26 protein-coding genes are annotated in these 26,469 nt (G+C 65.3%); 13 read left to right on the top strand and 13 right to left on the bottom strand.

The features are described from left to right. Positions 1-81: 81 nt before the first annotated feature. Positions 82-1,167, bottom strand: a complete 1,086-nt coding sequence (locus JVX91_RS12280; RefSeq protein WP_205339477.1) for a tartrate dehydrogenase — start codon at positions 1,165-1,167, stop codon at positions 82-84. Between the two features lie 103 nt (positions 1,168-1,270). On the opposite strand from JVX91_RS12280, the gene JVX91_RS12275 reads away from it, so the two are divergent. Then, entirely contained in the window at positions 1,271-2,185 is a 915-nt protein-coding gene (locus JVX91_RS12275; RefSeq protein ID WP_205339476.1) for a LysR substrate-binding domain-containing protein, read from the top strand. A gap of 280 nt (positions 2,186-2,465) precedes the next feature. Here JVX91_RS12275 and JVX91_RS12270 read toward each other — a convergent pair whose 3' ends face one another. Further along, positions 2,466-3,479, bottom strand: a complete 1,014-nt coding sequence (locus JVX91_RS12270) for an alpha/beta hydrolase (RefSeq protein WP_240201733.1) — start codon at positions 3,477-3,479, stop codon at positions 2,466-2,468. On the opposite strand from JVX91_RS12270, the gene JVX91_RS12265 reads away from it, so the two are divergent. The 3 genes from JVX91_RS12265 (at position 3,478) to metR (ending at position 5,125) form a co-directional block, all read left to right on the top strand. Further along, on the top strand, positions 3,478-3,642 hold the full coding sequence (locus JVX91_RS12265) for a hypothetical protein (protein WP_205339475.1): 165 nt from the start codon (positions 3,478-3,480) through the stop codon (positions 3,640-3,642). The genes JVX91_RS12270 and JVX91_RS12265 overlap by 2 nt on opposite strands. Positions 3,643-3,673: 31 nt before the next feature. Beyond that, entirely contained in the window at positions 3,674-4,117 is a 444-nt protein-coding gene (locus JVX91_RS12260) for a hypothetical protein (protein ID WP_205339474.1), read from the top strand. Positions 4,118-4,204: 87 nt separating this feature from the next. Beyond that, a complete protein-coding gene (metR, locus tag JVX91_RS12255) occupies positions 4,205-5,125 on the top strand; it encodes a transcriptional regulator MetR (RefSeq protein WP_205339473.1) in 921 nt (306 codons plus the stop codon). A gap of 645 nt (positions 5,126-5,770) precedes the next feature. Here the strand turns inward: metR and JVX91_RS12250 are convergent. The 3 genes from JVX91_RS12250 to JVX91_RS12240 form a co-directional block, all read right to left on the bottom strand. Next, complete coding sequence (locus JVX91_RS12250; protein ID WP_205339472.1) at positions 5,771-6,415, bottom strand: glutathione S-transferase family protein; 645 nt, start codon at positions 6,413-6,415, stop codon at positions 5,771-5,773. 57 nt (positions 6,416-6,472) lie between these two features. Next, positions 6,473-7,795 carry an APC family permease gene (locus JVX91_RS12245; protein WP_205339471.1) on the bottom strand — a complete coding sequence of 441 codons (1,323 nt, stop codon included), beginning with the start codon at positions 7,793-7,795 and terminating at the stop codon, positions 6,473-6,475. Positions 7,796-7,967: 172 nt separating this feature from the next. Then, positions 7,968-8,789, bottom strand: a complete 822-nt coding sequence (locus tag JVX91_RS12240) for a carbon-nitrogen hydrolase family protein (RefSeq protein ID WP_205339470.1) — start codon at positions 8,787-8,789, stop codon at positions 7,968-7,970. Positions 8,790-8,940: 151 nt separating this feature from the next. On the opposite strand from JVX91_RS12240, the gene JVX91_RS12235 reads away from it, so the two are divergent. Both JVX91_RS12235 and JVX91_RS12230 read left to right on the top strand, forming a co-directional pair. Then, positions 8,941-9,720 carry a LuxR C-terminal-related transcriptional regulator gene (locus JVX91_RS12235; RefSeq protein WP_205339469.1) on the top strand — a complete coding sequence of 260 codons (780 nt, stop codon included), beginning with the start codon at positions 8,941-8,943 and terminating at the stop codon, positions 9,718-9,720. Positions 9,721-9,908: 188 nt separating this feature from the next. Continuing rightward, the gene (locus JVX91_RS12230) at positions 9,909-11,288 is read left to right on the top strand and encodes an L-serine ammonia-lyase (RefSeq protein ID WP_205339468.1); all 1,380 of its coding nucleotides are present in this window, start codon (positions 9,909-9,911) and stop codon (positions 11,286-11,288) included. A 10-nt stretch (positions 11,289-11,298) separates the two neighbouring features. Here JVX91_RS12230 and JVX91_RS12225 read toward each other — a convergent pair whose 3' ends face one another. Continuing rightward, complete coding sequence (locus tag JVX91_RS12225; RefSeq protein ID WP_205339467.1) at positions 11,299-11,925, bottom strand: hypothetical protein; 627 nt, start codon at positions 11,923-11,925, stop codon at positions 11,299-11,301. A gap of 226 nt (positions 11,926-12,151) precedes the next feature. Here JVX91_RS12225 and JVX91_RS12220 point away from each other — a divergent pair, with 226 nt between their 5' ends. From JVX91_RS12220 to JVX91_RS12200, 5 genes are all read left to right on the top strand, one after another. Further along, the gene (locus tag JVX91_RS12220; RefSeq protein WP_205339466.1) at positions 12,152-13,762 is read left to right on the top strand and encodes an FMN-binding glutamate synthase family protein; all 1,611 of its coding nucleotides are present in this window, start codon (positions 12,152-12,154) and stop codon (positions 13,760-13,762) included. A 286-nt stretch (positions 13,763-14,048) separates the two neighbouring features. Then, complete coding sequence (locus tag JVX91_RS12215; RefSeq protein WP_205339465.1) at positions 14,049-15,977, top strand: LTA synthase family protein; 1,929 nt, start codon at positions 14,049-14,051, stop codon at positions 15,975-15,977. 86 nt (positions 15,978-16,063) lie between these two features. Continuing rightward, the gene (locus tag JVX91_RS12210) at positions 16,064-16,900 is read left to right on the top strand and encodes an AraC family transcriptional regulator (protein WP_205339464.1); all 837 of its coding nucleotides are present in this window, start codon (positions 16,064-16,066) and stop codon (positions 16,898-16,900) included. Positions 16,901-16,952: 52 nt separating this feature from the next. Further along, positions 16,953-17,561 (top strand): LysE family translocator, encoded by a 609-nt coding sequence (locus JVX91_RS12205; RefSeq protein ID WP_205339463.1) that lies wholly within the window; start codon positions 16,953-16,955, stop codon positions 17,559-17,561. Positions 17,562-17,628: 67 nt separating this feature from the next. Then, positions 17,629-19,170: a sensor domain-containing diguanylate cyclase gene (locus JVX91_RS12200; protein WP_205339462.1), complete on the top strand. Its 1,542-nt coding sequence runs from the start codon at positions 17,629-17,631 to the stop codon at positions 19,168-19,170. A 4-nt stretch (positions 19,171-19,174) separates the two neighbouring features. Here JVX91_RS12200 and JVX91_RS12195 read toward each other — a convergent pair whose 3' ends face one another. After that, positions 19,175-20,083, bottom strand: coding sequence for a LysR substrate-binding domain-containing protein (locus JVX91_RS12195; protein WP_205339993.1), 909 nt, complete (start codon positions 20,081-20,083; stop codon positions 19,175-19,177). Positions 20,084-20,201: 118 nt separating this feature from the next. Here JVX91_RS12195 and JVX91_RS12190 point away from each other — a divergent pair, with 118 nt between their 5' ends. After that, positions 20,202-21,959: an amidohydrolase gene (locus JVX91_RS12190; RefSeq protein WP_205339461.1), complete on the top strand. Its 1,758-nt coding sequence runs from the start codon at positions 20,202-20,204 to the stop codon at positions 21,957-21,959. Between the two features lie 149 nt (positions 21,960-22,108). After that, complete coding sequence (locus JVX91_RS12185) at positions 22,109-22,852, top strand: TorF family putative porin (RefSeq protein ID WP_205339460.1); 744 nt, start codon at positions 22,109-22,111, stop codon at positions 22,850-22,852. Here the strand turns inward: JVX91_RS12185 and JVX91_RS12180 are convergent. From JVX91_RS12180 to JVX91_RS12155, 6 genes are all read right to left on the bottom strand, one after another. Further along, on the bottom strand, positions 22,849-23,241 hold the full coding sequence (locus JVX91_RS12180) for a DoxX-like family protein (RefSeq protein ID WP_205339459.1): 393 nt from the start codon (positions 23,239-23,241) through the stop codon (positions 22,849-22,851). The genes JVX91_RS12185 and JVX91_RS12180 overlap by 4 nt on opposite strands. Beyond that, positions 23,234-23,662, bottom strand: a complete 429-nt coding sequence (locus tag JVX91_RS12175) for a thiol-disulfide oxidoreductase DCC family protein (protein WP_205339458.1) — start codon at positions 23,660-23,662, stop codon at positions 23,234-23,236. Before JVX91_RS12175 ends, JVX91_RS12180 begins: the two co-directional genes overlap by 8 nt. 69 nt (positions 23,663-23,731) lie before the next feature. Then, entirely contained in the window at positions 23,732-24,187 is a 456-nt protein-coding gene (locus JVX91_RS12170; protein WP_205339457.1) for a DUF3237 domain-containing protein, read from the bottom strand. Positions 24,188-24,273: 86 nt separating this feature from the next. Continuing rightward, complete coding sequence (locus JVX91_RS12165; RefSeq protein WP_205339456.1) at positions 24,274-25,086, bottom strand: class I SAM-dependent methyltransferase; 813 nt, start codon at positions 25,084-25,086, stop codon at positions 24,274-24,276. Between the two features lies 1 nt (position 25,087). Further along, entirely contained in the window at positions 25,088-25,459 is a 372-nt protein-coding gene (locus JVX91_RS12160) for a nuclear transport factor 2 family protein (RefSeq protein ID WP_205339455.1), read from the bottom strand. Between the two features lie 101 nt (positions 25,460-25,560). Beyond that, the gene (locus tag JVX91_RS12155; protein WP_205339454.1) at positions 25,561-26,385 is read right to left on the bottom strand and encodes an aldo/keto reductase; all 825 of its coding nucleotides are present in this window, start codon (positions 26,383-26,385) and stop codon (positions 25,561-25,563) included. Positions 26,386-26,469: the final 84 nt, after the last annotated feature.

The following is a 26,469-nucleotide window of genomic DNA, read 5'->3' as shown; positions in this document are numbered from 1 at the left end:
ATCGCTTCGATGGGCGCTGCGGAAATGCCCACGATCAATCAGGGCCGGGCATTTCCACAGGTATTTCGGTAGTTGTAGGAATTATCCCGCCACGATCTCGGCAATTGCCTGACCGACCGCCTGCGTCGACAACTCGCCCCCCATGTCGCGGGTGACCGCGCCATCGGCGATTACCCGCTCGATGGCCTGGAGGATGTCATCGTGGGCGGCGCGGTAGCGCGCATCGCCCTGGCCGACGAAGTCCAGCATCAGCGCGCCGGACCAGATCATGGCGATGGGGTTGGCGATGTTCCGGCCGAAGATGTCCGGCGCCGAACCGTGCACCGGCTCGAACAGCGAGGGGAACTTGCGCTCCGGGTTGAGGTTGGCGGATGGCGCGATGCCGATGGTCCCGGCGCAGGCCGGGCCGAGGTCGGAGAGGATGTCGCCGAACAGGTTGGAGGCCACCACCACGTCGAAGCGTTCCGGCTGCAGGACGAAACGGGCGCAGAGGATATCGATGTGCTGCTTGTCCCAGGTGATTTCCGGATAACCGGCCGCCATGGCCTCGGTGCGCTCGTCCCAGTAGGGCATGCTCACCGCCATGCCATTGGACTTGGTGGCCGAGGTCAGCCGCTTGCGCTCGCGGGTCTGCGCCAGGTCGAAGGCGTACTTGAGGATGCGGTCGACGCCCCGGCGGGTGAACACCGATTCCTGCAGCACGAACTCGTTCTCGGTGCCTTCGAACATGCGACCGCCCAGGGAGGAATACTCGCCCTCGGTGTTCTCGCGGATCACCACGAAATCGATGTCGCCGGGCTTCTTGCCGGCCAGCGGGCACGGCACGCCGGGGAACAGGCGAACCGGGCGGATGTTCACGTACTGGTCGAACTCACGGCGGAACTTGAGCAGAGAGCCCCAGAGGGAAATGTGGTCGGGCACCTTGTCCGGCCAGCCGACGGCGCCGAAATACAAGGCGTCGAAGTCCTTGAGCTGCTCGAACCAGTCGTCCGGCATCATCTTGCCGTGTTCCAGGTAGTAGTCGCAGCTGGCCCACTCGAAGTGCTCGAACTCCAGTGCCAGGCCGTGCTTCTGCGCAGCCGCCCGGACCACGCGCAGGCCTTCGGGTAGGACTTCCTGGCCGATGCCGTCTCCGGCGATGGCGGCGATTCTGAATGTCTTGCTCATGGGGGCAATCTCGCTGGTGAGAAATTGGAAGCGGTGCCAGCCATGCTATAAGTCGCAAAAACAAACATAATCATCGCGACTGTTGATTCTTGAAACACGAACTGTGAACAATCTACCGAACCTGGAAGACCTGCGGGTATTCGTCCACGTGGCGCGCCGTTCGAGCTTCGTCGCCGCCGCCAGCGAACTGGACATGTCCGCCGCCTTCGTCAGCAAGCGCATCCGCCTGCTGGAAGAGGACCTTGGCGTGCGCCTGCTGCACCGCACCACCCGGCGCGTCTCGATCAGCGAAGACGGCGAACGTGTCTACCAATGGGCGCTGCGCATCCTCGACTCAGTGCAGCGGATGGGCGATGACGTCTCCACACTGCACCGCGAGCCCAGCGGCCAGCTGCGCATCGCCAGCAGCCTCGGCCTGGGCCGGCGCTTCGTCGCCCCAGCTCTCTCGGAACTCGCCACGCGCCACCCGCAGTTGGACATCCGGCTGGACGTGCAGGACCGCCTGGTGGACTTGATCGGAGAGGGCTTTGACCTCGACGTACGGGTGGGTAACGAGATCGATCCGAACCTGATCGCCCGCCCGCTGGCGCGCAATCGTCGGGTGCTCTGCGCCGCGCCCGCCTATCTCGCACGACGCGGCACGCCGCGCGGCCTGGCCGAACTGGCCGGGCATGACTGCCTGGTGATCAAGGAGCGCGACCACCCGTTCGGCGTCTGGAACCTGCAAGGCCCGGAGGGCGAGGAAAGCGTGAAGGTCACCGGCCCGCTGTCATCCAATCACGGCGAGGTGGTGCACCAGTGGTGCATCGATGGCCGTGGCATCCTGCTGCGCTCCTGGTGGGACGTGCACGACAGCCTGGAAGATGGGCGCCTGGTTCAGGTGCTGCCGGAGTACCAGCAGCCGGCGGATATCTGGGCGGTGTATGCCGCGCCGCTGGCGAGTTCGGCCAAGGTGCGCGTGGCGGTGGAGTGCCTGCGGCAGTATTTTGCCGAGCGCTATAGCTTGCCTGAAGACTGAAGCCGTAGAGCAGGTAGGAGCAGCGGTCTTCTTCAGGGAAGTCCCTGCCGATGCATCCCCCCTCACCCCAGCCCTCTCCCAGGGGGAGAGGGGGCAGCTCGAGCTGACTGACACAATGGTTTCATCCTGCACTGGACGGTCCCCTCTCCCTCGGGAGAGGGTGAGAGCCACCCTAGACACAGAGGTATCTCGTAGGAGCGGACTCCGTCCGCGATCGATCGCCGGCCACTCCGAGCTGGTCGGCTGCACATCACGGACGGCGTCCACTCCTGCGCAAGCTCTAGAGCTGAGCGACGTGCCCGCCGCCTTGATGCTCACGCAGGTAAGGCAGCACCGCCCCTAGCAGCGGCTCCTTGAAGTTCTCCTGGAAACGGTGAGCCATCCCCGGAATCAGCTTCAGTACCGAACCCCGGATATGGGCCGCCACGTGCACGCCATGCATGACCGGCAACAGCGGGTCCGCCGTCCCGTGCACCACCAGCGTCGGCACATTCAGGCGATTGAGCAGCTCCACCCGGCTCGGCTCGGCGAGAATCGCCAGTATCTGCCGCTGTACCCCCTCCGGATTGAAGGCACGGTCGTAGGAACGCGCGGCCTGCTGCAGCAACTGCTGCCGGTCGTCGCGCACCTCCGGACTGCCAAGGGCGGCCAGCAGGTCCGCCTGCTGCTCGATGGCCTGCTCGCGGCTGGCGGCTTCGCGCCGTGCCAGCAGGCGCAGCAGCGACTCGCTGGGAGCCGGCAGGCCCTCGGCTCCTGAGCTGGTCATCACCAGCGTCAGGCTGATCACGCGCTGCGGCGCAAGGTCCGCCACGTGCTGGGCGATCATTCCGCCCATGCTCGCGCCGAGCACGTGGGCACGCTCGACATGCAGCGCATCCAGCAGATGCAAGGAGTCCTCGGCCATGTCGGTCAGGCTGTAGGGCGCACTAACGGGCAAACCGAGGCGATAGCGAATCACTTCGTAGGTCAGATTTCCGCTGGGAGTAGGAACTCTCCACGAGGACAGTCCGACATCGCGGTTGTCATAGCGGATAACCCGGAAGCCTTGCTGGCAGAGCGCTTCGACCACTTCGTCCGGCCAATGGATAAGCTGGCCGCCCAACCCCATGATCAGCAGCAGTGTCGGGTCCTGTGACCGGCCGATGCTCTGATAGGCCAGGCGCACGTCACCCAGGTCGACCATCTCGGTCGGCACGCGCGGGTCGCATCGATCCGCAGCGAACGACTGATTGGCGGTAATGGAAAGCAAGGGCAGGCCGCAAAAAAGGGCGACCGCCAGCAGGAAGGCACGCATGAGTGAAAATCCGGAACGCAAAACCCCAGTTGAGCGCAATTCTGATGAATTTCCGTCGAGCGCTCTGCCACAGGTCCGTGACAGTTTGATGAAAGACGCCGAGCGGTCATCGCAGGGTCTTCTGCTGACACGGATCAAAGGCGACGGAACGGATCGCTGGTGAAGATAGGAACCTTCCGCCCGGACGCTTCTCCATGGCCTTCCCCCTCGTTCTCGTGCTGCACCTGCTGGCGGCGATCCTGTTCGTTGGCACCGTATTCTTCGAAGTGCTCTTCCTGGAGAGGATTCACACCCGCGTGCCGCCGCGGGCGATGAAGGCGGTCGAAGCGGCGCTGGGGCAGCGCCTGCGCCGCGTGATGCCCTGGGTGATCCTGACTCTCTTCGGCAGTGGCCTGGGCATGCTGCACCTGCGCTATGCGCCCCTGCTGACCCACCCGCTGGCCTCGCCCTTCGCCACATTGCTCAGTCTGAAAATTGTTTTGGCCTGCAGTGTCCTCGGACATTTCGGCTTCGCCATGTACTCATTCCGCACAGGACGCATGACGGGTGAACGCTCACGCCTCATCCATTACAGCGTCTTCGTACACGCACTATTGATCGTCCTACTAGCGAAGGGGATGTTCTATCTGAACTGGTGAAGGCTAGAGGGCCGGTTTATCATGAGGCAATCTCAACTGATCCAGCATTTCATAAAGTTTTCCTCATACTGATATCGAGGCCGCGCCATGCTTGAACTTCGCCACCTGAAAACCCTGCATGCCCTGCGCGAAGCCGATAGCCTGGTGGAAGCCGCCGAACGCCTGCACCTTACCCAGTCCGCCCTCTCCCATCAGTTCAAGGAACTGGAAGAGCGCCTGGGCCTGTCGCTGTTCATCCGCAAGACCAAGCCCGTGCGCTTCACCAGCGCCGGCCTGCGCCTGCTGCAACTGGCCGATGCCGTGCTGCCGCAACTGCGCGGCGCCGAACGCGACCTGGCGCGCCTGGCCGGTGGCACCGCCGGCCGCCTGCACATGGCCATCGAATGCCATAGCTGCTTCCAGTGGCTGATGCCGACCATCGATCAGTTCCGCGATGCCTGGCCGGAAGTCGAGCTGGACCTCGCCTCGGGCTTCTCCTTCGCGCCATTACCGGCGCTGGCTCGCGGCGACCTGGACCTGGTGGTGACCTCCGACCCGGTGGACATTGCCGGCATCACCTACGTGCCGCTGTTCACCTACGAAGCGCTGCTGGCGGTGGACAATCACCACGCGCTGGCCGGCAAGTCCTGCATCGTGCCGGAGGACCTGGCCAGCCAGACCCTGATCACCTACCCGATCGAACGCGACCGCCTGGACATCTTCACCCGCTTCCTCGAACCGGCCGATGTCGAGCCCGCGCAGGTACGCACCTCGGAACTGACGGTGATGATGATGCAGCTGGTGGCGTCCGGGCGCGGCGTCTGCAGCCTCCCCAACTGGGCGCTGCACGAGTACAGCTCGCGCGGCTACGTAACCGCCAAGCGCCTGGGGGAGAAAGGTCTGTACTGCACACTGTTCGCCGCCATACGCGCCGACATGCTGGATGCGCCCTTCATGCGCGACTTCCTGCTGACGGCAAAGGACACCTCGTTCGCGACCCTCGAAGGCGTGAGTGCCGCCAAGAGCTGACAGCAAATACTCGATAGCAGACATGGCTGACGAAAAGCGTGTAAGGCAAATCAGCGGCCAACGGCTCAAGAACGGGCGTCCAGCACTCTCGGAAATAAAAAAGGCCTGCCATTGCTGGCAGGCCCAAGGAGTTAACAATTGACTAGTCGATCAATCATTAATGCCCCTGTAGGAACAGGGAGCGAAGCGAATGATCCGACAGCCGTCAGCAACTTCAAAGTGCGCTCGTCGATGTAGGAAAAATCAACGCATATTTGAGACTGGATATACATCTTCAATATCCGGCTCATTCATGCGCCATCGTCGCTGGACATATCCGTAACCAACGCGAAATCCATTTGCCGCCCGAGCGGCGGACCTTCATCACTGCGAGCGAGCGCCAATGAAAAATGGCCCACTCCGGGGAGTGGGCCAGGGACACGACGAAGGTTCTGGCTTTCTAATCGTTTTTTGAACTTGCCAACGTCACGCGATGGGGTGCGCGGCGTTGGAAGCATGATTGATCAGGTCGTTAATCATGGAAATAAACCCACAACCAAATAGGAATCTTCCCACTTAACATGAGAACGTTTCCTCATTCCCCTGCATGACCTCACAAACCGCGCCGCACTGACCTATGGCCGCGCCGCCCTCCTGCCCAGCGAATCAGGGTGCCTTGGCTTCCGCCGCCTTGGCGTGATCCTCGGCCCATTTGATGTCGCGCTCCCAGACACGAGCGAACGCCGGGCGCGACGTCACCAGTTCCACGTAACGCTCGAAGACCGGCAGCTTGGGCACCACGCCGAAGCCGATGGTCCAGCGCAGGGCCGCGCCCCACAAAACGTCGGCGGCGGTCATGCGATTGCCCAGCAGGTAGGGTCCGGTTTCCAGTTGTTCGGCGATGGCGCGCATCACGCTGTCGTAGTCGCCGTAGGGGCTCATGGCCAATGGCGCCGCGTCACGCTTGAGGGCGCGGTCGACGATGGCCGGCTCGAAACTTGAGCCGTAGAACACCAGCCAGCGCAGGTAGGGGCCACGCAGCGGATCGTCGAGGGCGGGGGCAAGGCCCGCGCGGGGAAAGAGGTCGGCGAGGTAGATGAAGATGGCGCCCTGCTCGGTGACCAGGGAATCGCCAATGCGGATCGCCGGGACCTTGCCCAGCGGGTTGACGGTCAAATAGGCCGGCTTGCGCTGCTCGCCGGCCTTCATGTTGATCAGTTCGAGGTCATACTCGGCGCCCAGTTCTTCCAGCAGCACCAGGGTGCCGCTGGAGCGTGTCTGGGGCGCATGGTAGAGGGTGAGGCGGGGCATGGCGGGATCTCCTCGTTCATCACGGCTCGGAGTCCCCAGCATAGCCCCGCACGGGACTCACGCCTCCTCGAAATGCATCTCCGGCGGTTGCTGGCGGAAGCCGCCGGTGATCACCGCGAGGTAGATCACGCCGAGCACCAGCCAGGTGGCGCCGAGCCAGATCGCCAGGTGGTCGAGGCTGACCATCAGCCAAAGGTCGGCGAGCAGGCCGATCAGCGGGAACAGCAGGAACAGCACCAGCTCGCGCAGGCCGCGGCGCTCGGCGTTCAGGTAGTAGTGGAAGATCACCGACAGGTTCACCAGGCTGAAGGCCAGGAAGGCGCCGAAGTTGATGAACGAGGTGGAGGTGGTGACGTCCATGTGCAGCGCCAGCAGGGCCACCACGCCACACAGCACGATGCTGTTCACCGGGGTTTCGAAGCGCTGGCTGATGCGACCGAAGAACGGGCGCGGCAGCACGCCATCGCGGCCCATGGCGAACAACAGGCGCGAGGCGCTGGCCTGAGCCGACAGGCCGGAGGTGAACTGGCCGACGATCAGGCCGATCAGGAAGAAGCTGACGAACAGGTCGCCACCGATGTTGCGGGCAATTTCGTAGGCGGCGGAATCGGCGTTCTGGAACTCCACCGACGGGTGCGCCAGCTGTACGAAATAGCTGGCGGCGATGAAGATGCCGCCGCCGATCAGGGTGATCAGCAGGATGGCGCGCGGAATGGTCTTGCGCGGTTCGTGGGTTTCTTCGGTCAGGGTGCTGACCGCGTCAAAGCCCAGGAATGAATAACAGGCGATGGCCGCGCCACCCATGATCAGCGGCAGCTGGGTGCCTTCCTTGAGGAAAGGCTCCAGGGTCCACAGCGGACGGCTGACGTCGCCCATCACGTAGTGGATGGCCAGCGCAACGAAGGCCAGCAGGACGAGGAACTGCACGAGCATCAGCACGCCGTTGATGTTCTTCGCCAGGCGCAGGCCGACCACGTTGATCGCGGTGGTTACGCCGATGAAGGCCAATACCCACAGGGCCTGGGGCACGGCCGGGAAGGCGGAATGCAGGTAGGCCGCGCCGATCAGCCAGATGGCCATGGGCAGGAACAGGTAGTCCAGCAGCACTGCCCAGCCAGCGAGGAAGCCCAGTTTCGGACTGATCGACTTGCGCACGTAGGTATAGGCCGAACCCGCCACCGGGAAGGCGGCTGCCATGCGCCCGTAGCTGAGCGCGGTGAAGAGCATGGCGACAGAGGCGACCAGATAGGCCGAAGGGACTACGCCGCGCGTGACGTCGGCGAGGATGCCGAAGGTGCCGAGGACGATGATCGGGGTCATGTAGGCGATGCCGAACAGCACCACCGAACCCAATGACAGGGTTCGTTTGAGTCGAGCCATTACTGCTTACTCCGCGTTGTGTTTGTTATGGCAGTACAAGGTTGCCGGCCTCCACTCACCCGGAGGCCTGCGGGCACTCGGGCACCCGTCTGGTCTTGGAGAATCGCTGTGTCGGCGCGGCCCTGCGCCCCGGTCCGCCTGCCTACAGAAACAGGCGAGCCGGATGGGAAACTCAGGCGGGAATGATCAGCTCGCGCAAGCCGTCTGCGTGCTCACGCATCTCGCCGGGCAGCACGAAACGGCGCTCGCCCAGGTAGCTGTAGTCGCGGCGCGATTGCGCCAGGCGCTCGAAGTCCAGCTCGACGATCTGCCGGCACTCTTCGCGGCCAGCCTCGACGATGAGTTGGCCGTAGGGATCGACCACGGCACTGCCGCCGGCGAACACCAGGCCGTCGTCACCTTCGCCGACGCGGTTGACCATCACGGCGTAGGCCTGGTTTTCCATGGCGCGGCCCATGATCGCGGTGCGGTGGGTCGGGCCGTACGGGTCCATGTTGCCGTTGGTCACGATGATCAGCTCGGCGCCCAGTTGGCCCAGGGCGCGGGCGGATTCGGGGAACTCGATGTCGAAGCAGATCACGATACCGACGCGGATGCCGCTCCACAGGCAGGTGGCGTAGCGGTCGCCGGGGGTGAAGATGCCGCGGTCCGACGCCCACAGATGCGTCTTGCGGTACTTCATGGCGATGCCTTCGGGGGTGATAAGCAGCGTGGTGTTGTAGAAGCGGCCATCCTCAGCGGCTTCGGCGAAGCCCACGGCGACGGAGATGTTCTTCTCCCGCGCGGCACGCTGCACGGCCTGTACGCTGGGGCCCTCGATCGGCTCGGCAATTGCCGCGATGTTCGCTGCAGTGGGGAAGCCGGTCAGCTGGGTCTCGGGGAACACCACCAGTTGGGTGTCGTCGGCGCAGGCGTGGATGGCCTCCAGGGTGCGGGCCAGGTTCCAGGCCACATCGCCATCACGGCCGGCGAGTTGGACGAGTTCTACTTTCATGGGGCTTCCTCGGATTCTTGTCTTTGCGGTGACCGGGCGCTGCAAAAGGGTCAAAATGCGCACCGCGCCGGCTCAAGGCATCCACCGAGTATGCCGGGCGTGCCATCACCGGGTAATTACGCCCGCGTGGTAACCCATCGGGGGTAGAGTCATGAGCCTTTCCCTTCAGGATATCGCCTGGCACCGCTCGGTCGGGCAGCTGATCGAGGCACTGGACAAGCCGAATTTCTGGACCTTGCTGGTGCGTCTGCTGGGCCAGTATGTGCCCTTCGACAGCTGGGTCGTGCTGCTCTTCAGCAATGGTCGGCCACAGGTTTTCGCCGAATGCCCGGGCGAGGACGGCGGCCCCGACTCACTGTTCCAGGACTACCTCAAGGGCCTCTACCTGCTCGACCCGTTCTACATCGCCAGCCGCGAGGCACCCGGCAGCGGACTGTTCCGCCTGGACGACGTGGCGCCGGAGATGTTCGAACAGACCGACTACTTCCAGCGTTACTTCAGCCTGAACGTCGTCGCCGATGAAGTGCAGATCAACGTGCAGCTCGACGCAGAGCGCACCCTCTGCTGCTCGGTGGGCAGCAAGGGCCGCTTCACCCCGGAGCAGATCGCCCTGCTCGCCCTGGTGCAACCCTGGATCGCCGGCCTGATGCGCCAGCGCATGGCCTTCGAGCGCGAGGTGCAGGAAGCGCCCCCGCCGCCGCGCTGGCAGACCCGCCTGGAGTCCACCGCGCAGCAGATGGAAACGCCGCTCACCGCGCGCGAGCTGGAAGTCGGCCGGCTAATGCTCAGCGGCTGCTCCAGCAAGGAAATCGCCCGCAAGCTGGCGATCTCCGCTGAAACGGTGAAAGTCCATCGCAAGCACATGTACGCCAAGCTGGGGATCAAGTCGCAGTCGGAGCTGTTCTCATTGTTCCTGCAGGCGCAGGGCTGAGGCCAGGAGCGCCCCCTGTAGGAACGAGCTTGCTCGCGAACAGAGTTTCCTGGCCGGCTCCGCGGTGAACCGGTTCGCGAGCAAGAACCAGGCGTCCCCCTCTCACCTACAAAAAGCGCTTGGCCGTCGAGCGGTCGGTGAGCATTCAAGCCCACACGGGTCCATGCTGGAAGACAGGAGGAAACCCCATGACCCTCAGCGTCTTCGACATGTTCAAGCCCGGTGTCGGGCCGTCCAGCTCCCACACCGTCGGACCGATGTGCGCCACCCGCGAGTTCGTCGATCGCCTGCGTGACGACGGCCTGCTGGCCCGAACCACGGCCGTAGAGGTGCATCTCTACGGCTCCCTCAGCGCCACCGGCAAGGGCCACGCCACCGACCGCGCCTGCCTGATCGGCCTGCTCGGCATCGACCCGGCCGAAGCCGATCCCGCCGCCCTCGCCCCGCAGGTGGACGACATCCTGCTGCGCCATCGCCTGCGCCTGGGCGGCGTGGAGGAAATCGACTTCGACCCGGCGCGCCAACTGGTCTTCCACGACGACAGCCTGCCCGCCCACCCCAACGGCCTGCACCTGCGCGCGCTGGATGAACAGGGCGAGTTGCTGGCCGAGCGCGTCTGCTACTCGGTCGGCGGCGGCTTCGTGGTAGACCAGGCTGACTTCAACACCGACCGCGCCCTGCCCGACAGCCCCATGCCTTATCCCTTCCGCAGCGCCGAGGAACTGCTGCGCCTTTGCCACGAGCACGGATTCAGGCGCATCAGCGACCTGATGTGGGCCAACGAACTGGCGGTGCGCAGCGAGGCAGAGATCCACGCCGGGCTCGCGCATATCTGGGAGGAAATGCAGGCCTGCGTGAACCGCGGCCTGGAAACCGAAGGCACGCTGCCCGGCGGGCTGAAGGTGCGCCGCCGCGCGCCCATGCTGTTCCGCCGGTTGAACGAGGCGGACAGTGGCAACCTGATCGCCACCACGCTCGGTGCGATGGACTGGGTGGACCTCTGGGCGCTGGCCGTCAATGAAGAAAACGCCGCCGGCGGACGTGTCGTGACCGCGCCCACCAACGGCGCCGCCGGCATCGTTCCGGCGGTGCTGCATTACTACGCGCGCTATGACGACAACGCCAAGGCCGACAGCATCGAGCGCTACCTGTTGACCGCCGCCGCCATCGGCATGCTCTGCAAGCTCAATGCGTCGATTTCCGGCGCCGAGGTCGGCTGCCAGGGCGAGGTCGGCTCGGCCTGCGCCATGGCGGCCGCCGGGCTGGCGGAAGTCCTGGGCGGTAGCCTGGAACAGGTGGAGAACGCCGCGGAGATCGGCCTGGAGCACAACCTCGGCCTGACCTGCGACCCGGTCGCCGGGCTGGTACAGGTGCCCTGCATCGAGCGCAACGCCATGGCCTCGCTCAAGGCCATCAACGCCGCCCAACTCGCCTTGCGCGGCGACGGCCAGCACCTGGTCAGCCTGGACAAGGCCATCGACACCCTGCGCGAAACAGGGCGCGACATGATGGACAAGTACAAGGAGACCTCGAAGGGCGGGCTGGCGGTGAATGTGATTGCCTGTTGATCAATGCCAGTCAGGTGCGTTTCTGCCCGAAACCTTCTCCCCCGCCCTCTCCCTGAAGGGAGAGGGCGCCTTCCGTGCCGGCTGAGATCACGGTTTCAGCCGGCACCACTCCAGTCCCCTCTCCCTGAAGGGAGAGAGAGCCTTCCGTGCCAGCTGAGATCACGGTTTCATCCGGTACCAATCCAGTCCCCTCTCCCTGAAGGGAGAGAGAGCCTTCCGTGCCGGCTGAAATTACGGTTTCAGCCGGTACCAATCCAGTCTCCTCTCCCTGAAGGGAGAGGGAGCCTTCCGCGCCGGCTGAAATTACGGTTTCAACCGGCACCAATCCAGTCCCCTCTCCCTGAAGGGAGAGAGAGCCTTCCGCGCCGGCTGAAATTACGGTTTCAGCCGGCACCAATCCAGTCCCCTCTCCCTGAAGGGAGAGAGAGCGTTCCGCGCCGGCTGAAATTACGGTTTCAGCCGGCACCAATCCAGTCCCATCTCCCTGAAGTGAGAGGGAGCCTTCCGTGCCGGCTGAAATTACGGTTTCAGCCGGTACCAATCCAGTCCCCTCTCCCTTCAGGGAGAGGGTTAGGGAGAGGGAAGCCCCCCAGCACCGAATGATCGAAGAAGACAATTGCACAAGCTGTGCGGCCATTTCTTGCACCGCCCGAAACAAGCTTTCTCAGCCCCGGAGAAAATCGTTAGCTAGCTTTCTTTTTTACCCGCTTCGGGCTACCGTCGATGCCCGCCAGAACTAGAAAACGTCCGAAAGTCCGCCGCATTGACCTTTGCCCAGGCACGTTCGCGCGATGCCTGCCATGCTCTGTGGCGGCCCTTTCGGCCAACCCCACCGTGATAAAAGCCCGACGACTGGAGATTCCATGAACCTGTCGCTGCTCAGCCGTTATGCCTTCTTCGCCGCGTGCGTCCTGTTCACCCTGCTCAGCCTGCCCTTCCTGGGACATGACTGGATCTGGCCCTTCACCCTGCTGACCCTCGTCCTGAGCGTGATCGGGGTGTTCGACCTGCTGCAGGAACGCCACGCCGTGCGGCGCAACTACCCGATCCTCGGCAACATCCGCTACCTGGTGGAAGCCATCCGCCCGGAGATCCGCCAGTACCTGCTCGAAGGCGACCAGGAGGCCCTGCCCTTCTCCCGCGCCCAGCGCGCGCTGGTGTACTCGCGGGCGAAGAACGAGACCGCCGACAAGCCCTTCGGCACCCTGATCGACGTCTACCAGTCCGGCTTCGAGTTCATCGCCCACTCCATCCGCCCGGCGCCGGTGGCCGATCCCTGCACCTTCCGCGTCAGTGTCGGCGGCCCGGACTGCCAGCAGCCCTACTCCATCTCGGTGTTCAATATCTCGGCGATGAGCTTCGGCTCGCTGAGCGCCAACGCCATCCGCGCGCTGAACAAGGGCGCCAAGCTCGGCGGCTTCATCCATGACACCGGCGAGGGCAGCATCAGCCCGTACCACCGCGAATACGGCGGCGACCTGACCTGGGAGCTGGGCAGCGGCTACTTCGGCTGCCGCAACGACGACGGCACCTTCAGCCCCGAGCGCTTCGCCAAGCAGGCGGTCGACCCGCAGGTGAAGATGATCGAGATCAAGCTGAGCCAGGGCGCCAAGCCCGGCCACGGCGGCATCCTGCCCAAGCACAAGGTCACCGAGGAAATTGCCGCGACCCGTGGCGTGCCCATGGGCAAGGACTGCATTTCGCCCTCTTCCCACAGCGCCTTCAGCACGCCCAAGGGGTTGCTCGACTTCATCGTTCAGCTGCGCCAGCTCTCCGGTGGCAAGCCTGTGGGCTTCAAGCTGTGCATCGGCCATCCGTGGGAGTTCATGGGCATCGCCAAGGCCATGCACGAGACCGGCATCCTCCCCGACTTCATCGTCGTCGACGGCAAGGAAGGCGGCACCGGCGCCGCGCCCCTGGAGTTCACCGACCACATGGGCCTGCCGATGCGCGAGGGCCTGCTGTTCGTGCACAACACCCTGGTCGGCCTGAACCTGCGCGACAAGATCCGCATCGGCGCCAGCGGCAAGATCGTCAGCGCCTTCGATATCGCCAGCGTGCTAGCCATGGGCGCCGACTGGGCCAACTCGGCGCGGGGCTTCATGTTCGCCATCGGCTGCATTCAGTCGCAGAGCTGCCACACGAACAAATGCCCCACCGGCGTTGCCACCCAGGACCCGCTGCGCCAGCGTGCCCTGGTCGTGCCGGACAAGGCCGAACGCGTCTACAGCTTCCACCGCAATACGCTCAAAGGCCTGGCCGAGATGATCGCCGCCGCGGGCATCCAGCATCCGTCGCAGCTGGAAGCCAAGCACCTGGTGCGCCGTGTGTCCGCCACCGAGATCCGCCTGTTCTCGCACCTGCACTACTTCCTCAAGCCGGGCGAGCTGACCTCGGGCAACATCGAGGGCGAGTTCTACGAGCGCATCTGGCGCATGGCGCGCAGTGACAGCTTCGACGCCGCCGACGCCTAAGCCAGCGCATGCCGATAGCGGCTTCAGCACACGACGCTGAAGCCGCCGGCATTGGCGCCGGCGTAGAAGAGGAGCGCGAACTGGATGTGGCCAAGGCGGCATGCTCCGTGAACACTCCAGATTCAGATAATCTGCGTTATCAATTCATACACAATTTGAAACATTCCCTTCGCACAGTTTTGACAAATTCTTTGCCTTCCACCTTGTAGCTTCTCGCCCCCAAGCCGGCGACGGCACTTTCAGCGCTGCCGCCCCCCGGCCGGCGCGAATCTACAAGGGCGTCCCCATGCAACTCTTCCGCTCGGCTCCGACCCGCTTTCTGGCGCTGATCGCCTTCCTGTGGCTCTCCGTATTCCTCCTGACTCGCGCGGTCCTCCTGATCGCTCACCTGTCCGAGTTGGGGGCGGGCCACCTGGCGGTCTTCGCCATCGGCTTCCTGTACGACCTGAGCTTCCTCGCCTACGCCCTGCTGCCGCTCGGATTGCTCCTGATGCTGCTGCCCGCCCGGATCTGGCGCACTGCCGCCTGGCGCTGGATTCTCACCGCCGTGGTCTTCGCCAGCCTCTACGTGATGTTGTTCACGGCGGTGGCCGAATGGCTGTTCTGGGACGAGTTCGGCGTGCGCTTCAACTTCATCGCCGTCGACTACCTGGTCTATTCCGACGAGGTCCTGAACAACATTCTCGAGTCCTATCCCATCGGAATGCTCTTGAGCATCCTGGCGGCGGCTTCCCTGGCCGTTACCCTGGCGCTGCTCAAGGCATTGCGCGCCATCACCAATGCGCAAGTTCCACCACTGCGCCAACGTCTCGCGGGTTGTGCCGGCCTGCTGGGCATGGCGGTGGTGGCGCTGTTCCTGGTCGATCAGGAGCATCCGCGCACCCAGGGCGGCAACGCCTACCTGCGTGAACTGGAGAGCAACGGTCCGTACCAGTTCTTCTCCGCGTTCCGGAACAACGAGCTGGACTACGCGCAGTTCTACACGCCCCTTCCGGCGCAGCAGGCCACCACGCTGATCCGCGCCGAACTGGCTGAGCCCAACGCACGCTATGCGGGCTCCGCACCGATGGATATCCGCCGCACCATCAGCCACGACGGAGCGCCGAAGAAGTACAACATCGTCCTGGTCACCATCGAGAGCCTCAGCGCCAAGTACCTGGGCAGCAATGGCGATGAGCGAGACCTCACCCCCAATCTCGATGAGCTGCGCCGCAACAGCCTCTACTTCAACAACTTCTATGCCACCGGCACCCGCACCGACCGCGGCCTGGAGGCCATCACCCTGTCGATACCGCCGACTCCCGGCCGCTCGATCGTCAAGCGCGTCGGCCGCGAGAGCGGTTTCGCCAGCCTCGGACAACAGCTCAAGGCCGTTGGGTATGACACGGTGTTCCTGTACGGCGGCCGCGGCTATTTCGACAACATGAACGCCTTCTTCGGTGGCAACGGCTACCGCATCGTCGACCAGTCGAGCGTGAAAGAGGCCGACATCCACTTCAAGAACGCCTGGGGCATGGCCGACGAGGACCTCTACGCGCAGGCGATCAAGGTGGCCGACGAGGACCACGCCAGGCAGCAGCCCTTCCTCCTGCAACTGATGACCACCTCGAACCACCGCCCTTACACCTATCCGGCGGGGCGCATCGACATTCCCTCGGGCAATGGCCGCGATGGCGCGGTGAAGTACACCGACTACGCGATCGGTCAGTTCCTCGCCAACGTGAAGAGCAAGCCGTGGTTCGACAACACGATCTTCGTGTTCGTGGCCGACCATACGGCTGGCAGCGCCGGCAAGGAGGACCTGCCGGTCGAGAACTACCAGATTCCCCTGTTCATCTACGCCCCCAAACTGCTGCCAGTAGGCGAGCGCCCCGAACTAGCGAGCCAGCTCGACCTGGCGCCCACCCTGTTGTCGATGCTGAACCTGAGCTACCAGTCGACCTTCTTTGGCCGCGACCTGATGACGGATAGTCACCTGCCGCCGCGCGTGGTGATCGGCAACTACCAGCACCTGGGCCTGTTCGACGGCAAGGACCTGGCGATCCTGAGCCCGCGCCAAGGCTTGCGCCGGCACAACCAGGCACTGGGGGAAAGCGTGGAAGTCCCCGCGAAGACGGATGATCCCCTGGTGGACCGCGCCATCAGCTACTACCAGACGGCCAGCTACGGCTTCAGCCATCATCTGCTGGACTGGAAGCCGCAGCCCGCGCAGTAACCGGCCCAACGGCTGCACGAATCTTCCAGACATCGCCCGCCTGCGCGTTATGCTGGCCGACCGGGCGAGCGATGCGGAGGCGGCCCATGCACAAAGACAACTGGATCGACCTGCTGCAGGATGCCGACACCGGCATCCAGAGCCTGCGCGCGCACTTCAAGGGCCACGCCTACGACCCGCACTGGCACGACAGCTACCTGATCGGCTACACCGAATCCGGCGTCCAGCAGTTCCGCAGCCGCAACCAGCGCTACATCAGCACCACCGGCAAGGTGTTCTTCCTCGAGCCCGGCGACATCCATGACGGCGACGCGCCCACCGAAGGCGGGTTCACCTATCGCACCCTGTACCTCGACGCGCCCTGGCTGGAGCGGGAAATCGCCACGCTGTTCGAAGAGGCGCCGGGCAACTGCCAATTGGCCGTACCCGAGCTGCTGATCGACGATCCGCGATTGGCGCGACGCGTCGACAATGCCTTCCAGGCGGTGCACGGCAACGACCTGAAGATCGTTCGCCAGACCGCCATCGACGACCTCCTCGACGGCATGACCCGACACCTGCATTGGCGCCAGCGCGCCACCACGCAGACACACCTGCCGCTGGTAGCGCAGCGCGCGCGGGATTACCTGCACGCCAACCTGACCGCCGACATCGGCCTCGACGACGTGGCACGCGCCAGCGGCTGCGACCGCTTCCGGCTGACCCGCGCCTTCAAGCAGGCCTTCGGCCTGCCGCCCCATGCCTATCTGATCCAGCTGCGCCTGGCCCGTGCGCGCCAGCTGCTCGGACGCGGCCTGGCGCCAGCGGACATCGCCGCCGACCTCGGCTTCGCTGACCAGAGCCATCTGGGCCGCTGGTTCCGCCGCGCCTATGGTGTGACGCCCGCCTACTACCGCAATCGCTGCTCAAAGCTTCCAGACTGAGCCCGCCGCGCTGGCGAAGATGAACTCCCACGGATTCACCGGAGTTCCCGCCATGCACCTCGCCCAGCTCAGCCAGTGGCTGCCCTTCCTGCTCTTCGCTTTCGTCGCCTCGATCACCCCCGGCCCGACCAATCTGCTGATTTTCAGCAACAGCGCGCGCTTCGGCTGGAGCGCCGCGTTGCCGATCATGCTCGGTGGATGTGGCGCCGCAGCGGCGCTGGTGCTGGCGGTGGGCAGCGGTCTGGGCGAAGCCCTCGCCAGCTTGCCGCGCGTGCAGCAGGGCATGAGCGTGGCCGGCGTGCTCTGGCTGAGCTGGCTGGCCTGGCAGATCTTCCGCAGCCCGCCAGCAGACCTCGCGCGGGACGGCAATGCCGCGCGCCTGGGCCTGGTCGGCGCCGCCGCACTGCAGTTGGTCAACCCGAAGACCTGGATGATGGCGCTGGCGGTGATCAGCGTGTACGCCGGCCATGGCGTCGACCGACTGGACCGCGTGCAACTGCTGTCGCTGCTGTTCTTCCTCGTGTCGCTTCCCTGCATGGCGGTCTGGGCCGGACTGGGCATCGGCAGCCAGCGCCTGCTTTCACCGACGCAGATGCAGCGGCTCAACCAGCTGATGGCGGTCCTGCTGCTGGTGTCGGCCTGGGCCGGGGCGCTGCTCTGAACGGTCACTGACAAAGGGCCGGCAGCGCTGGCAAAATCCGCGGCAACCACACAAGGAGGTTGGGGCCGTGGAATCCCTGTACTTCTCACCGATGCTGCTCGGCCTCAACCTGATGCTCGCCAGCGCCATCGCCTGCACCGGCCTCTGGTACTTCGCCCGCCCCTACCGAGGCCCCGGCCTGTGGATGAGCGGCGCCTGGACTCTGATCGTCGGCATTCTGTTGTTCATGGGCTTCATGGCCAGCGGCAACAAGCTGCTGAACATCCTTGGCAACGCCACACAGCTGGCTGGTGAAGCGCTCCTGCTGCTGGGCGTGTACCGCTTCCTCGGTCTGCCGCCACCCTGGTGGACAGTCCCCGCCAGCGCAGCCGCGATGACCGTGGCGTTGTCCTGGCACTGGTGGGTCGCACCGATCAATTCCGAGTACCTGATCGCCATCTATGCCGGCATCGGCGGCCTGTTGCCGATCCAGGCCTGCCTGATTCTGCTGCGCACTCAAGGCGAGATCGAATTGCGCGGCGTGCGCCGCTTCGTGGCCGCCGCCCTGGGTGCGTACGCCCTGGTCACCCTGGCGCGTTCCGGCATCGGCCTGCACGATGGCTTGCACGGCATCGAGCACGTCGACGTCACCCGCTCCTTCAGCTACCTGCTGCCTTACAACTTCGGCGTTCCGTTGTGGGTGATCGCCCTGGTCGGCATGGCCCTGATGACCATGCGCCGGATCCTCGCCGACAGCCAACGCCACGCCCGCGATGCCGCCGCCAGCGCCGAGCGTTTCGAGCGGCTGATGCAGGTCGCCCATGCCGGCATGCTGGTGCTGCGCGACGGCAAGGTGGTGGACGCCAACCCGATGCTCGAACGCATGCTGCTCTGGCCCCGCGAGCGGCTGATCGGCCAGGACTTCAGTGAACTCTTCGTCGGCGAAGTTCAGGAAGACCTGCACGAGCTTCTCGCCGCTGCAGACGGTAAGCCCCACGACATATTGGCCATGCGTGACGACGGCAGCACCTTCGCCGCAGAGCTGAGCGTCGAGCGCCTGGCCGGCGGTCAACAGCGGGTCGCGGAAATCCGTGACGTCAGCCACCACAAGGCCCTGGAAAACCAGCTGCGCCAGCTGGCCACGCTCGATCCCCTGACCAGCGCGCTCAACCGCCGGGCCTTCCAGGCCCAGGCCGAGCACGAGCTGGCCCGCAGCGCACGCTATGGCTCGCCGTTGAGCCTGGCGATACTCGACCTCGATCACTTCAAGCGGATCAACGACCAGTACGGCCACGCCGCCGGTGACCGAGCGCTTTGCCAGTTCAGCGAACTGTGCCGGCGGCTGGCTCGCAGCACCGACCTGTTCGCCCGTTTCGGTGGAGAGGAGTTCGTCTTCCTGCTGCCCAGTACCGACGCCGATGCGGCCCGGCACTTCCTCGATCGGCTGCGGGAAAACCTGCAGAGCCTTCGCCTGGACGTCGAGGGCGGTGAGTTGCGGGTCAGCGTCAGCATCGGGCTGGTCTCGGTGGAGCAGGCCTGCGACCTGGCGCAATTGCTCGAGGGCGCCGACCGGGCGCTTTACCAGGCCAAGGCCAACGGTCGCAACCGGCTGGAAAGCGCCCAGCTCTGAGCGCTCAGAGGATGCCGTCGCGCCGCAGATACTCGCGCAGGTGCTCGATGAACGCGTGGATCTTGCGCGTCGCCCGGCGGTTGCTTGGGTACACGGCCAGGATCTGCGCGCCGAAGGTGTCCGGCTCGAAGAAATAGTCATCCAGCACCGTCACCAGCCGACCGCTGCGCAGGTGTTCCAGCACACTCCAGTGCGGGCATGGCAGCAGGCCGTGCCCGGCGAGGCAGGCGGTCAACAGCACCGCCTGGTTGTCGCTGTTCAGGCGACCGTTGCGCGGAGTGGAAAAGCGCTCCCCTTCCACGTCGAACCACCAGCGATCATCCAGCGCCGGATGGCGGTAGACCAGGCAATCGTGGTCGACGATCTCACTCGGATGCCGGGGCGCTCCGCGCCGCGCAAGGTACGCCGGGCTGGCGCACATGGCCAGGCGGCTTTCGGCCAACGGCTGGGCGATCAGTCCCGGCAGGTCGCTGTTGCCCATGCGCAGGGCGAGGTCGTAGCGGCCGTCGAGCAGGTCGACGTAGCTGTCGGAGAGGTCCACCTGCAGGCGCACGTCCGGGTGCAGGTCGAGAAACTCGGCGCAGGCCTGGTCGAGGAACACCGGGCCGACGATCAGCGGCCCGGTGATACGCAGTACGCCGCGCAGGCTGTGCTGTAGCTGGGCGATTTCCTCGGTGGTCTCGCGCATCCGCGCCAGCACTTCGCGGGCACCGTCCAGATAGAGCTGGCCGGCCTCGGTGAGCGACATGCTGCGGGTGGTGCGCTCGAACAGGCGCGCGCCGACTTCGATCTCCAGCTGGCCGACTGCCTTGGTCACCGCCGAGGGCGTCTTGCCCAGTTGCTCGGCGGCACGGCTGAAACTGCCGGTCTCGGCGCTGGCGACGAACATCGCCAGGCTGCTGAATCTGTCCATCGTCATTCGTGCCAATCCTTCACAAGTGTTATGCCCGTTGGCGACTTCCGCGCACTCCGTCGCACCGTTAGCCTCCGCTACAGACCAACAATAATCCAACGAAAAGCAAGGGGAAGTCATGCACGGCATGCTCAAAGGGGCGCTGGCACTCGCTATCGCACTCGGTACTTTTGAAGCACAGGCACAGAACGCAGACCTGATTCTGTACAACGCCAAGGTCTTCACCGCCGAACCCGGCCAGCCTATGCAGCAGGCGGTCGCGGTCGCCGACGGCAAGGTGCTGCAGGTGGGTTCCAACGAGGACATCCGCAAGCTCGCCGGCACCGGCAGCAAGCAGGTCGACCTGGGCGGCAAGGTACTGATGCCCGGCTTCATCGACAGCCACTCGCACTCGATCTTCGGCGGCCTGGAGCTGATCTCCGCCAGCCTGCTGGACGAGCAGATGGACCTCGACGCCTTCGAGAAGCGCCTGAAGCAGGACCGCGACAGCGGCAAGGCCAAGGTGCACGACACCGTGGTCATGAACGGCATGAACTCCAGCTACTGGTCCCAGGCCGACGGCCTGGCCAAGCGCTTCAACCAGGGCGAGTGGAAAGACACGCCCGTGGTGCTGATCGGCAGCGACCACCACACCGCCTGGGCCAATGCCGCGATGCTCAAGCGCGCCGGACTCGATGCCAAGCGCGTGCGCAGCCTGAGCCCGCTGGAACAGCAGAACGTCGCCCACGACAAGTCGTTCAACCCCACCGGCTTCCTGGTCGACTCCGGCTTCGATCTGGTCGCCGCCGCGATGCCGGTACCCGATACCGCCACCATGGACCGCGCCGGCGTCGCCGCAGTGAAGTACAACAACAGCCTCGGCATCACCGCCTGGATGGACCCGGCGGCCAACGGCAGCCCGGGTGAGGCGCTGTTCGCCATCAAGCCCACCGAGAAGACCGTCGGCGTGCTGCCGGTGTACCGCGACCTGGCTCGCGATGGCCAGCTCACCGCCCACGTCGCCGCGCTGCAGGTGGTCAATCCCAAGAGCAGCCCGGCCGATCTTGACGTCATCGAGAAGGTCCGCCAGCAGTTCCAGGGCATTCCGAACCTGACGCTGCCCGGCATCAAGGTGTTCGCCGACGGCGTGATCGAGTTCCCGGCGCAGTCCGCCGCGCTGCTGGAGGACTACAAGAACAGCCACAAGCCGGGCGAACTATTGATCGATCCGAAGCACTTCGGCGAGCTGGTCAGCGCCGCCGATGCGCGCGGCTGGCTGGTCCACATCCACGCCATCGGCGACCGTGCGGTGCGCGAATCGCTCAACGGTATCGCGCAGGCACGCAAGGATCGGCAAAGCGGTGTGACCCACTCGATCACCCACCTGCAACTGGTCAATCCCAAGGACTTCCCACGCTTCAAGGAGCTTGGGGTGATCGCCTCGATGCAACTGGATTGGGCCACCGCCGAGGTCTACACGGTGGAGCTGGTGAAGCCCTACATCGCCGACGAGGCGTACCGCTACATGTACCCGGCGAAATCCCTGCTGGACAACGGCGCCACCATCGCCGGCGCCAGCGACTGGCCGGTGTCCACGCCTGATCCGCTGAAAGCCATCTACCAGGCCGTCACCCGCCAGGGCGAGGAAGGCGTACTCAACGCCGCCGAGCGCGTGGACCGCCAGACCATGTTCTATGCCTACACCCGCAACGCCGCGCAGACCATCGGCCTGGGCGACAAGATCGGCACCCTGGCCCCCGGCAAGCAGGCCGACATGGTGGTGCTCGACCGCGACGTGTTCACCGTGCCCGACCAGCAACTGGACGAGGCCCGCGTGCTCCACACCCTGTTCGAAGGGCGCGAAATCTACCGCGCCGAAGACCAACCGGCTCTCTGAGCCGGGCTCCTGCGCCGGGGCCTGAACAGCTCCGGCGCCCTGCCCGCCAGCCCTACTCTTGCCGCAGCTTCCCGAGTTGACCGGGAGGGTCGGCGCTGCGCGGGATTTTTCATCTGCCCACAGACAATCACAACAAAGGGACTCCCCGCATGAATCGCCCCCATTGGCTGGCCGGCGCGCTGCTCGCCTGCGCGCCGCTCACCTCCGCCCTGGCCGTCGAGCTGGGCCACGACTTCAACCTGCAGATCGACACCGCCCTGGTCAGCGACTACCGCACCCGTGGCATCTCGCAGACCCAGGGCGACCCGGCCGTCCAGGTCGGCGCCACCCTGCAGCACGCCTCCGGCGCCTACCTGGGCGTGTGGAGCTCCAACGTCGACTTCGGCGCCGACTTCAAGACCCGCCAGGAAGTGGACTACTACGGCGGCTGGTACTGGCAGGCCAACGACGATATCGCCCTGGACCTGGGCTACATCAAGTACGCCTACCCCAAGGAAAGCCAGTTCAACCAGAGCGACACCTACGCCATCCTCCACGCCTACGGCTTCGAAGTGGCCGCCTATTACGGCAACGACTACCCCACCTATTTCGGCGAGGACCAGGCCAACCTCTACACCTACCTGGCCTACAACGCCGAGCTGCCGGCCGAATTCAAGCTGCGCGTACGCTACGGCCGCAACGACGCCAAGGACCCGCTCTACCTGTCCGGCAGCGGCGAAACCCGCGATACCTACCATGAGTGGGAAGCCAAGCTGAGCCATGAATGGGTGGGCTTCGACTGGGCGGTGAGCTACATCGACACCGACCTGTCGCAGAACGAATGCCGGACCCAGTTCGGCTTCGGCGACGCCTGCACGGCCACGGTGGTGGCCAGCGTTTCCCGGTCGTTCTAACGCAACCGTGCGGGGCGCGACCGGTGCGCGTCCCGCTCGCCCAGCAGGGCGATGGCGCACAACGCCAGGGCGGCGATATTGGTGGAGACCGGATTGAAGGCGCCCAGCAGCAATTCCGGGGCGAACAGCGCCACATCCACCAGCAGGCCCACCAGTGCAGCCGCCGCCAGCCATAGTGGCCAGCGGCTGCGGCGCAGCAGCAGGATGGCCAGCGCCAGGACGATCTCGGTGGCGCCGGCCACCTCGGCGATGCGCTGGGTGGACAGCGGCCAGCCGTGGGCCTCGATCATCCGGACTTCGTCAGGACTGAGGAACAGCAGCTTGGGCACCAGGCCGTGGTAGAGGAACACCACGCCCAGCGCCAGGCGCGCGATGGCCGCGCTAGTCATTGCCGAGGAAACGCCCGCGGTACTGCGGCGAGGGCACCAGGCACTGGTCTTCGCGGCCGAACAGGCGATAGCGGTTGAGGGCGATACGGTCATAGCACCAGTCACGCAACGGCCGGGGAATCAGCCAGAGCACGCGCAGCCAGTTCCAGGGCGCCGGCAACTGGCCGATCACCCGCAGGAAGGCGTCGCTGCGCTCGAAACCTTCACGGCCATCGACATAGAGCATGGTGTCGAAATACTCGGTGGGCAGGCCGAACCAATCGAGGATCGCCTGGCCCTCGTCGGACTGCACGCTGCACAGCTTTATCCGGTGCTCGCGGTCGTGCAGCAGGAGGAAGCGGCTCCAGCCGTTGCACAGACGGCAGGTGCCGTCGAACAGCACCACCTTGTCGTCACGCTGCATGTTGGGGGGCAGAGCCATGGGGTCGTCCGCGGATCCCTGATGCGCCAACCGTGCCCGCCCTGTGTGACAACTCTCGCTCTTCATCGCTCATCCATTGGCGAGTGAGTACAAACGGTATTCGACCCAGCCCGGCCCCAGCCGGCCCTCGCCCACCGCCAGTTGGTGGTTGAGCCAGCGGTAGCGGTCATCGCCCACTTCGAAGCGCGGCTGGATCATGAAATAGGTATCGCCGAACTCGGTGCTGTCCCCCCGCGAGACCGCATGAATGGTCTTCGGGTTGGCCACCAGCAGGCCATTGTGCTGCATCAGGATACGCGCGCCGTCGTCGGTGCGCAGTACCAGGCGCACCTCCAGGTGCCAGCCACCGTCGCTGTCCACCAGTATCCAGTCGCCGCCGCCGGGCAGCACTTCGCCGCTCAGGCGCTGCCCCTTGAAGGTCCCCCCACCGGCTGCCGAAATCAGCCGTTGGCCCTGGGGCACGCGGCCGATCTCCAGCGGCACGCTGGCCTTCACACTCATCTCCATCAGCGGCTCGAGCTTCATCGGTGGGTCCTGCGCAACATCGTCGTGGAAAAATCAGTAAAGCAGCCAGCGGTCGGCGCGGCCACGCGCAGTCGAAACGGCGTTTTTCAGCCGAAGCGATAACGCAGGAGCCGGCCCATGCGACGCAGCGCGGGGACCGCCAGGGTGATCCGGTAGAGCAGGCGCATGCCCAGCGACAACCGGTCGATCTGCTGCCAATCGTAGGCGGCGATCGCCTCCGTGAAGCGCAAGCCCGGCACCTGTGCCTCCAGATCGCTCGGCTCGTCGATGCCCCAGTGCAGGACGGCGCCGGTCTTGCGGATCATCGGATTACGCTGCAAAAGGCGAATCCCCAGGGGCGTGTAACCGTCGAACACCAGCTCGCCATGGCCGAAATGCCCCACCAGCGCGCGCAACAGCCAGAACACGTCGTTGCCCTCGATATAGGGCAGCACACCCTCGGCGATGACCAGCACCGGCAGCCCCACCGGAAGCGACCGCCACCAGTCCGGCGCGGTCAGTGCAGTCGCCAGCATGTGGCAGTGCTCCCGTGGCGGGTACAGGCGCTCGCGCAAGGCGATGACCTCGGGATAGTCCACCTCGAACCACTCCACGCTGGCCGGCGGATCGATACGAAACACCCGGCTGTCCAGCCCGCAGCCCAATTGCAGGACGACGCACGCGGGATTGGCGACGAGGAAGTCGCGCACCCAGTCGTCGAACAGCTTGGCCCGCAACGCAATGCCCACCTGCTCCGCGCGGCCGATGTGCAGGCGGGCGAAGTCGTAGTCGATCTGCTCCACGGCCTGCCGCGAGAAACGGTCGCGCAGCAGGCTGTCGGGTAGCTCGCTTTCCTTCGCCTTGGCATAGAGGGTAATCAGCAGGGTTTCCGGCGTCCCGCGCAGGCCGATGCGTTCCACGTCACTCGTGCAGGTAGTAGAGCTTGTTGACGATCTGCCAGCCGTTGCCGATCCGCAGCAGCGACAGGTAGTCGGTGAAGTGCATGCCCATGAACTCGTCGGTGACCTTGGCCACCGCGCTGTCGCCGGTGACGTCCAGCGTCTTCAGCTCCCACGCCGGTGGCGCGCCTTCGGACGGAGGCGACTCGGCCTTGATGGCGCCGATGAACTCGTCCAGCGATGCCCACTCCAGCGCGCCGTGGTAATTGCCGATGATCTTGCAGGATGGATGGAAGGCCTGGCGCAGCTTGGCCTCGTCGCCGAAGGTCATGCCCTCGACATAGTCCGTGAGTACCCGGTTGATCGCGGCGCTGTCCGCCGTGTAGTTGCTCATCGCTGTTGCCCTCCCGGCCGCCTTGGCCATTGGGGAAGGCTAGCACCGCCCCCTGGCCGCGCCGTGGGGAGCGACGACCGGGGGCAGTGAAGGGTGTGGATTCAGACCACCGCGAGATGCCGCTTGCGGCTGGGCGGCGGGAAGGCGGCGTCGAGGGCTTCGAGGTCCTCGGGCGTCAGGCGAAGCTCCAGCGCGGCGGCGTTGTCGCGCACGTGCAGCGGCTCCACGGCCTTGGGAATGGCGATCACGCCGGGCTGGTGGATCAGCCACGCCAAGGCCACGCGGGCCGGGGTGGCGTCATGGCGGCCGGCGATGTCCGCCAGCACGCGGTGGCGCAGCAGTTGGCCACCCTGCCCCACCGGGCAGTAGGCCATCAGCGGCATGCGTTCTTCCTGGCACCAGGGCAGCAGGTCCCACTCGATGCCGCGCTCTTCCAGGCTGTACTGCACCTGGTTGGTGGCGCAGGCCGGCTCGTTGAGTTCGTGCATGTCGTCGAGGTCGAAGTTCGACACGCCCCAGCGCTTGATCTTGCCCGCCTCGCGCAGCCGCTCGAAGGCCTCGACGGTTTCGTCCAGCGGGTACTGGCCGCGCCAGTGCAGCAGGTAGAGGTCCAGGCAGTCGGTGCGCAGACGCTTGAGGCTGCGCTCGCAGGCTTCGGGGATGCCGCGTCGGCTGGCGTTGTGCGGGTAGACCTTGCTGACCAGGAAGACCTTGTCGCGCAGCCCGGCCAGCGCCTCGCCAACCACCTCTTCCGAGCCGCCTTCGGCGTACATCTCGGCGGTGTCGATCAGCGTCAGGCCGCGCTCGATGCCTTCGCGCAGGGCGGCGACTTCACGCTGCCGCTGTGCGCGATCCTCGCCCATGCGCCAGGTGCCCTGGCCGATGGCGGGGACGGCGGTGCCGTCGGCGAATACCACTGTGTTCATCTCGTGCTCCTTCTGACTGTTCGTTACGGGACACGGGGCCGGCCGCCCGGATCGGGCGGCGGAGTGTCAGGGTAGCGCAGAAGA

The sequence above is a fragment of the Pseudomonas sp. PDNC002 genome, from assembly GCF_016919445.1.
Taxonomy (GTDB): domain Bacteria; phylum Pseudomonadota; class Gammaproteobacteria; order Pseudomonadales; family Pseudomonadaceae; genus Pseudomonas.
Note: the sequence above shows the minus strand (reverse complement) of the source record. Positions and strands in the feature narration are given on the sequence as shown.